Source organism: Spirosoma luteolum, from assembly GCF_054778875.1.
The window spans coordinates 1-6,783 of record NZ_BAAGZE010000016.1 but is presented as its reverse complement, the minus strand read 5'-3'; the positions used below and the strand labels follow the sequence as shown (position 1 = coordinate 6,783).

The window sequence follows — 6,783 nt, the reverse complement described above, 5'->3', positions numbered from 1 at the left end:
TAATTATTTGCGTCGCATTGTTAAAGACTATGAGTATACGCTATCTTCTTCGGTGAGTTGGTTGTATTTAGCCAACATTCAACTGATGCTCCAGCGCATTTGACCTCATTACCAACTATAATTTCCCAACACATTCTTAGGAGTTCAACAAATGATAAATTTTGTGGCTCTGCAAGGAACAGCGAGCGTTGTCTTTCCTAGTGTTAAAAGATCGTTACACAACAGCCCTGCGGCCCGACAGATGATTATTCACCACGCTGAGAACAGTTCAGAGAATCCAGCTCCTAGTCGGTATAGAACTATTTTCCTACAACACCTGCAGCAAGTTGGAACATATCCTCAACAATGCCGAAAAATTGCCGTAAGCAATGGGAACAATCAAGGCGTCGTAGGCCAAGCTAATTCTTGCCAGACATTGTTAGAGTTTAGTGTACCGAGAATGGGGCTGGGCGCTGCGCTCTGCTCTGGTTTAAATTGCAACCTAATAAAATGGTCTGCCTTTGCTGCTCCTGAATCGGGGCGTTGTCTGTCGATGCAAATGTGGACAAATACATTGACTGGTTTAGGCTTAGGCTTACCTCGCTTAGGAGAGTCATATGTAAATTCAGTCGGCAACAATTATGATCAGGTGCCTGGCAGCTTCTTTGGAGACGGACAATTATTTGAAGATCTGGGGGTTGCTTTCGCAAAACCGGCAAGAGCATTATTTCCGTGGAGGTCCTTTAACTTCGACTACACAAATCTAACTCGATCAACATTTGTTCCTACTGTGAGTTCGATTGATTTTCAGTTGAGTGGTGGCCCAAAGGTTAGACTAGCTGACTACAACCTCAGCAAGTGCGCTGGAACCACCCCTTTTGATCAAGCATATGTTGGCAACGCGAGCACAGATCATGTCGCAGTTAACTCAGTAATCGCCAATTTCTTTAGGTCAGAAATATATTCTAAGCTAACAACATCTTGTGGACCTACTTGCGATTTTAACGTTGGAGCAGTTACACCCACCGGCAACAACACTTTTTCATGCAATGCATCAGTTCAATTGCTCATCACGTGTTCAGGTGCTAACTGTGATAACGTTAATTATAGTTGGAGTGGCAATGGACTCAGTGCTAGCGTTCCTAATCCTACATTTAACGCGCCCAGTGCCAACGGCACATACACCTACACAGTAACAGCGAGTCGGTCAGGCTGCAATGCAAAGACAGCTACGATAAATATTAGCGTTTCAGGATGCGGAGGTGGCACTCCCACTAACACGTGTATCGACTACAGCCCGCAGTGTTCAGGCAATATTCAGGAGATAGCTCCTTTTCAGCTAAATGTAGCAACCCCAGGCCGATATCCGTTAACTATCAGCTACCGTTCCCAAGAAAAGTCGGTTGATGCTGTTGTTCGCGTTAATGGAGAGAGCCAGACGGTACGTTTCAATCAGACTGGTGTTAATACATACGCCACGGTAACAACTGCTTCCTTTAACTTTAATGCTAACAATACCGTTGGAATTAGCAGCGGCAATGATGGGGGCTATATTTGTGTCAACCGGCTTTGCCTTGGTGGGGATGGAGGTAATACTACTCAAAACTGTAATTTCAGTGTGAGTGCTGCCCCTAATGATGGAAACACCAACCGCTCATGCGGAAGTGGTGTAACGCTCAATGCTAACTGCTCCGGTACTAATTGTGACAACATTAGCTACAGTTGGAGTGGTAATGGACTCAGCGCCAGCGGCGCCTCTACCTCCTTCAATGTTCCCACCAGTAATGGTTCTTACACATATACAGTGATAGCCTCACGCCCGGGGTGTAGTAACCAGACTGCAACTACTACTGTTAATGTAAATGGCTGCAGTGATACCCCAGCTGGCAGTTGTACAACATTCAGCGAGGTTTGCTCGGGTAACGACCAAGAGATCCAACCAAAAACTATTAACGTGGCCAGTCAGGGTAATTACTCCCTAACTATATCCTACAAGTCTTCTGAGAAAGCAATTGCCACTAGCATACTGGTCGACAACAGTCCCTTATCGATAAACTATAACCAGGTAAGTGGTTATACTACCGCTACTACCGGTTCGATTTTCCTTAGCCTAGGCACACACACCATTGGTCTGCGCAGTGGCAGCCAGGGGGGCTACATCTGCTTCAATAGCATTTGTGTAGGTGACGGAGGAGGTAATACAAACCCAACCAATCCACAACCTCCTGTTTCTGGTAACCCTACTAACGGTTCATATGAAGGGTATTTTGACGGTATAAATTGTAGTAGCGCCTATGGATGGGTTTGGAATTCGTCATATCCTAATCAGCCTATCAACGTACAACTACTGGAGGGATCAACGGTTATTGCTACTACCGATGCCTCTAACTATCGAACGGATCTTCAACAAGCTGGAAAGGGTAATGGACAACATGGATTCTCATTTAACTTGCCTTCGTCCCTAAGGAATGGTCAGAATCACGACCTATCGGTTAGGGTTACAAGCCAAGGTTTTGTGCTGTACAATTCACCGAAACTGTTCAACTGTCCATCGGGAGCACGGATTGCATCAAAAGATGGTCAAGCAAAAAGCGAAGATGAATTTTTAGTAGTTTGGCCTAACCCTACAGAAGGTCATATCCGTTTCCGTTTTTTCTCGCAGAAAGGAGAGCTAAGCCAAGTCCAATTAGTGGATATACAGGGGCGAATTCTAAAATCGGTCAATGTGACGGGAATGGGCTCATTATATGAGCAGGAATTACTAATTCCTGAGGCAACAACGGGCTTAATCTTACTGCAACTGAAACAGGGCAATCGTATAATAAACAGACGTATCATTGTGCGTCGATAGTACACACAAAAAAGGGGGAACTCATAAGTTCCTCCTTTTTTACACGTTTTACACTTGATAGAGAGAAGGTATACGTCTCCCAGTATTATCTGACACTATTTGTATATTAGATTTATAGTTTATTCTTTTAATTTTTCATTGTGTACAAACAACTACACAGTAGATATTGTTGCGTGAGTAAGTACACAAAGGTTTATGCTTTAGCTCTTGATGGCTATCTATAAACAAGCGGATTACGAAACCCTGCGTCGGCGGTGCGTCGAACTTAAACAGGCAGGCTGGAAACAAGCCGACATTGCTCGGGCCTTTGGTCTAACGGCGGGCTGGGTCAGCCAAACACTGAAAACCTACCGTGAGCAAGGCGAAGCAGGCCTAACGACCGGTAAACGCACCGGAGCCCCGTCCCGGCTGACGGTGGATCAACTCGACCAACTGACAAAAGAACTGGCCAAGGGGGCTGAGCAATACGGTTTTTCAGGCCAAGTGTGGACCCGGCCCCGTACTAATGGTGCGATTAACAAGCTTTTTGGTGTTAGCTATGACCCCTCTCAAATTGGACGGCTGCTTAAGAAAGTAGGCTGGAGTCGGCAGAAACCGGCTCGGCAAGCTCGCCAGCAGGACCCGCAGGCTGTGGCCAACTGGCAAGCCGAGCGACTCCCTGCGCTCAAAAAAAGCGCAGATTGAGGGGCGTACGATTCTATATATGGATGAATCAGCGTGCTATTTATTGCCTTTTGTCGCCCACAGCTGGGCACCCCGTGGTCAAACACCGTTGCTTCTGGAACAGGCTGGCCGCGCACATCTCAGCCTGATTGCTGCCATTTCGCCAACGGCCGCTTGTATCTAGCGGGGCAGGATCAGCCCTTTACTAGTGACGATATCTGTTGGTTCTTAAGCAAGCTCTGCTGGCAATACCGCCGTCAAAATATGCTAATTATTTGGCAGGGCCGCCTGTGCGGATGGGGCGGCTATTCATCGGTCTCAAACGGTACGAGACTGGCTCCATTGTCGACCCGGCCGAGTGCATCTGGAACGACTACCCGCCTACAGCCCAATGCTCAACCCGCCGGGCCGCCGGTGTGGTCGAGTTAGTGTGGAGTCAACTGAAGCGATCCCTGAAGAATCAAGTTTTCACCAATCTGAAATCGCTTCAGACTGCGGTGATGAACGAGGTTGATTTCCTGCAAGCGGATCGAAAACGGATCCGCTGCTTCTTTCGAAAGAAGGAGGTCAGTTTCTTCACAGACTAATTCACGCATCTATAAGTACCCGGGTCAATTGCCTTTCCGCAGCCGCTATTGTGCTGAATACCCGGCTCTTTAAACCGTATCGTAGTTCCTTGAAAATCCCTTCAACGGGATTGAGTTCAGGGCAATAAGCTGGCAACTTGCTAAAGGTCAACTGGGTAGCTGTGAACCCACCCGCTGTATGCGTTCGGCTGCCATCAGCTACCAACAACGTCGGTGCCTTTATCGAACGGTTGAGTGGCTGAATGAACCAGCCAAACCCGGACCCTGCCATCGTTGGTAGCAAGGCCGCGTAACCCTTACCCCTGAAGGGGCATACGGCTAGATAGAGATACAAACTCTGGTAGCCAATCTGCACCCGACAATAGGGACGATGGCCTGTCGGGGCCCATTTGCGCCCCGACTCGGAACGCGTACCCGCTCGTCGTTCATCCATGAACAGAATCTGCTCCGGCGGAAAGTCAGCCACCAGGGACTCAAATTTTTTTATACGCGTCGATGGCGCCTGGTCGCTGGTGAATATGGACCGGACGACCTGTTTTCTTTTTGATGCCCAGCCGTTTACAGAGGTCATGAAAACCCCCGATGGTGTAGACTACGCCTAGACTGCCCGCCAGATAGGCTTGCCTATCTTCCAGCGAGTGGGCTTGATCATCCTGCAAATAGGCCCGGAAGCGGGTGATTTGGGTGGTATCGAGTTTGCCCAGATAAGTGGGCTGTTTGGGTTTGGTAAAGGCCTGTATGCCCTCTTCCAAGTAGGTCTTCCAAACGCGTTGGGCCTGTCGCAAGCCCAGATTGACCAGCGCACCCGCTTTTTTCTGGGTGTTAGCCTGTTGGGCTTTCAAGAGTCGGATGAAGCGAATATGATCGCGCTGGCTCGGATAAACAATCTGCTTTTCAAGCTGTAGCAATTCGTCTACCGACTGGCTTATCTTCGTGGTGTAATCCATAGCCAAAAATACGGCCTACAGCTTCTGAATTAGTATAAGTAAGGTTGTATCAGCAATGGAAAGAACGGCTAGCCAAGGCGACTTCCGGGCTAACCTGTCAAAAGGTGGTAACGGGCGGTCGATTAAGTTATCTGAGTCGGAAACGGCTATGTGCGTTAACGCAGTTAAAGCCGTAGGTTTGGATTTTACTGGTATTGATCTAATCCGGGGGAAGACGGGTCAAACTTACGTAACTGAAGTGGATGGTAGCCCGGGTACTGGAATCATTGACGTTACAGGTCAGAACTATTTCAATGACTTGATAAGACACATTGAGGCACGAGCAAAGAGGGAATCCACGGTTATAGCTCCGGTTCCTTTACCTAGTAAACCAGAGGTAGACAAACAGCAACAGGAAAACGAAGAGGAAGCGGCATTAGAAAAAGTAGTTAGTGGCTTAACTGCGTTGATAGGTAAAGAAAAACTGATTAATGAACAGGCCGATTATGGTATCGTGGACCACCACTGACTTTGAGAAGCAAATGGTTCGGCGAGTCAGTCGTTTTAGGCGTGTTTGAAGAGTAAGATGCTTCCGTTCAATTCCTTGTAATGCCGCTTTACGAACTAAGCGTAAGCGTTGATCTAAGCAGTCAAAGTAGGCCGGCACGGGCCGCCCCGCACCAGGAGTCCGTTATCCACCTGATCACCTCAATTTTGGCCTCCTCCAACAGATGTAGAAAGTGACGAAATGTATGGTTGGTACGGCGGCTAAAAACAAAGGCAATGATCTCGCCTGTCACCGCATCCTCGACCCACGGCAGCGGCCGACCGTCACAGCCAGCGGGGCTGTTTTTTCTTGCCCACATAAGACCGCCCGGCGGCCCGGCACATCTCGTCGACTTTGAGGCTCATTTTCAAGCCTCTATCGACGTACAAGGGATTAACTTGGACCACTTCACTACCGCACGGGCGGCCCCGTTTTTTTTAAGTTGAGCGCTGACGGTGTTACGATTAACACCTAGCACACGGGCGGTATCGCGTACGCCTGCTCCGTTGAGGACCATCTGAGTGATCTGCTCTTTGACCAAGGAGTCTCGGGCCTTATGGGTATAAGTTTGGACAAAAGTTCGACCGCAGTCATAGCATCGGTAGCGTTGGGTACCAGCGCGGGTAGTGCCATATCGTTTTACGTGTTTGGTTTGCCCACAATGCTTACAGGAGACTGCTTCTAAGGCCATTCATAAAGATACCTATATCAACACAGTTAAGCCACTACCAATAGGTTTACGATTTCGCTCAAACTAACTGTACAGAATACTGATTTTAATCCGATAAGTGGAGCGGCTTATTTCTTTTACGCCCTCTATATGCTACTTAAGTAAAACGTAGGCGCCAAACCGTAGATAAGTCTTTACACTAATACAGTGTTCGACAAATATACTTATAGCTTTATGTAGTTTACTTAAGTATAATTACTTTCAATAAAAAAGTGTACAATAAAGTCAAATTTTATAAAAAAATTTATTTAGTATTAAAAAGAAATTAAATATTTCTTTTTAATTTCTTTTTAATACCATTGTACAAACGTTATATAAAAGTCAATATGTCTAAACCTATTACAACCATTTACCGCTTTATGGCTCTCTGTACGTTAATTGGGCTATCAATGAGTGCGTGTAGCCCCGAAGTCAACGTGCAAGAGCCGGTGTCGGTCAACCAGTCGGCCCGCATCGAGGCGGCGGCCAACCTGCGTTTGTACGCCGGACTCATCGCCGAG

Annotated in this window: 8 protein-coding genes and 1 pseudogene; 5 read left to right on the top strand and 4 right to left on the bottom strand. The window is 47.4% G+C overall.

The window, feature by feature from the left end; translation table 11 throughout:
- From ACYVAC_RS16265 to ACYVAC_RS16255, 3 genes and pseudogenes are all read left to right on the top strand, one after another.
- A pseudogene (locus tag ACYVAC_RS16265) lies at positions 1-103 on the top strand (IS5 family transposase); the annotation flags it as partial.
- Positions 104-241: 138 nt separating this feature from the next.
- Positions 242-2,830, top strand: a complete 2,589-nt coding sequence (locus tag ACYVAC_RS16260; protein WP_461098805.1) for a T9SS type A sorting domain-containing protein — start codon at positions 242-244, stop codon at positions 2,828-2,830.
- Positions 2,831-3,040: 210 nt separating this feature from the next.
- The gene (locus ACYVAC_RS16255) at positions 3,041-3,514 is read left to right on the top strand and encodes a helix-turn-helix domain-containing protein (RefSeq protein WP_461098808.1); all 474 of its coding nucleotides are present in this window, start codon (positions 3,041-3,043) and stop codon (positions 3,512-3,514) included.
- A 567-nt stretch (positions 3,515-4,081) separates the two neighbouring features.
- On the opposite strand, the gene ACYVAC_RS16250 is transcribed toward ACYVAC_RS16255, so the two are convergent.
- Positions 4,082-4,513, bottom strand: a complete 432-nt coding sequence (locus tag ACYVAC_RS16250) for a transposase (RefSeq protein WP_461098807.1) — start codon at positions 4,511-4,513, stop codon at positions 4,082-4,084.
- 40 nt (positions 4,514-4,553) lie between these two features.
- Positions 4,554-5,027 (bottom strand): helix-turn-helix domain-containing protein, encoded by a 474-nt coding sequence (locus tag ACYVAC_RS16245; RefSeq protein ID WP_461098804.1) that lies wholly within the window; start codon positions 5,025-5,027, stop codon positions 4,554-4,556.
- Between the two features lie 28 nt (positions 5,028-5,055).
- On the opposite strand from ACYVAC_RS16245, the gene ACYVAC_RS16240 reads away from it, so the two are divergent.
- Positions 5,056-5,535, top strand: coding sequence for an ATP-grasp domain-containing protein (locus tag ACYVAC_RS16240; RefSeq protein WP_461098806.1), 480 nt, complete (start codon positions 5,056-5,058; stop codon positions 5,533-5,535).
- On the opposite strand, the gene ACYVAC_RS16235 is transcribed toward ACYVAC_RS16240, so the two are convergent.
- Together ACYVAC_RS16235 and ACYVAC_RS16230 are read right to left on the bottom strand one after the other, a co-directional pair.
- Positions 5,464-5,673 carry an IS1 family transposase gene (locus ACYVAC_RS16235; protein WP_461098803.1) on the bottom strand — a complete coding sequence of 70 codons (210 nt, stop codon included), beginning with the start codon at positions 5,671-5,673 and terminating at the stop codon, positions 5,464-5,466. The two genes, ACYVAC_RS16240 and ACYVAC_RS16235, sit on opposite strands and share 72 nt — an antisense overlap.
- Before the next feature lie 247 nt (positions 5,674-5,920).
- Positions 5,921-6,244 carry an IS1-like element transposase gene (locus ACYVAC_RS16230; RefSeq protein WP_461098802.1) on the bottom strand — a complete coding sequence of 108 codons (324 nt, stop codon included), beginning with the start codon at positions 6,242-6,244 and terminating at the stop codon, positions 5,921-5,923.
- A 338-nt stretch (positions 6,245-6,582) separates the two neighbouring features.
- On the opposite strand from ACYVAC_RS16230, the gene ACYVAC_RS16225 reads away from it, so the two are divergent.
- A partial coding sequence (locus tag ACYVAC_RS16225; protein ID WP_461098801.1) for a hypothetical protein occupies positions 6,583-6,783 on the top strand: 201 nt, incomplete at its 3' end.

Excerpts from the sequence above, each read along its gene's own strand:
- ACYVAC_RS16230 (WP_461098802.1), bottom strand. The coding sequence starts at position 6,244 with ATGGCCTTAGAAGCAGTCTCCTGTAAGCATTGTGGGCAAACCAAACAC.
- ACYVAC_RS16250 (WP_461098807.1), bottom strand. The coding sequence starts at position 4,513 with ATGGATGAACGACGAGCGGGTACGCGTTCCGAGTCGGGGCGCAAATGG.
- ACYVAC_RS16255 (WP_461098808.1), top strand. The coding sequence starts at position 3,041 with ATGGCTATCTATAAACAAGCGGATTACGAAACCCTGCGTCGGCGGTGC.
- ACYVAC_RS16260 (WP_461098805.1), top strand. The coding sequence starts at position 242 with ATGATTATTCACCACGCTGAGAACAGTTCAGAGAATCCAGCTCCTAGT.
- ACYVAC_RS16245 (WP_461098804.1), bottom strand. The coding sequence starts at position 5,027 with ATGGATTACACCACGAAGATAAGCCAGTCGGTAGACGAATTGCTACAG.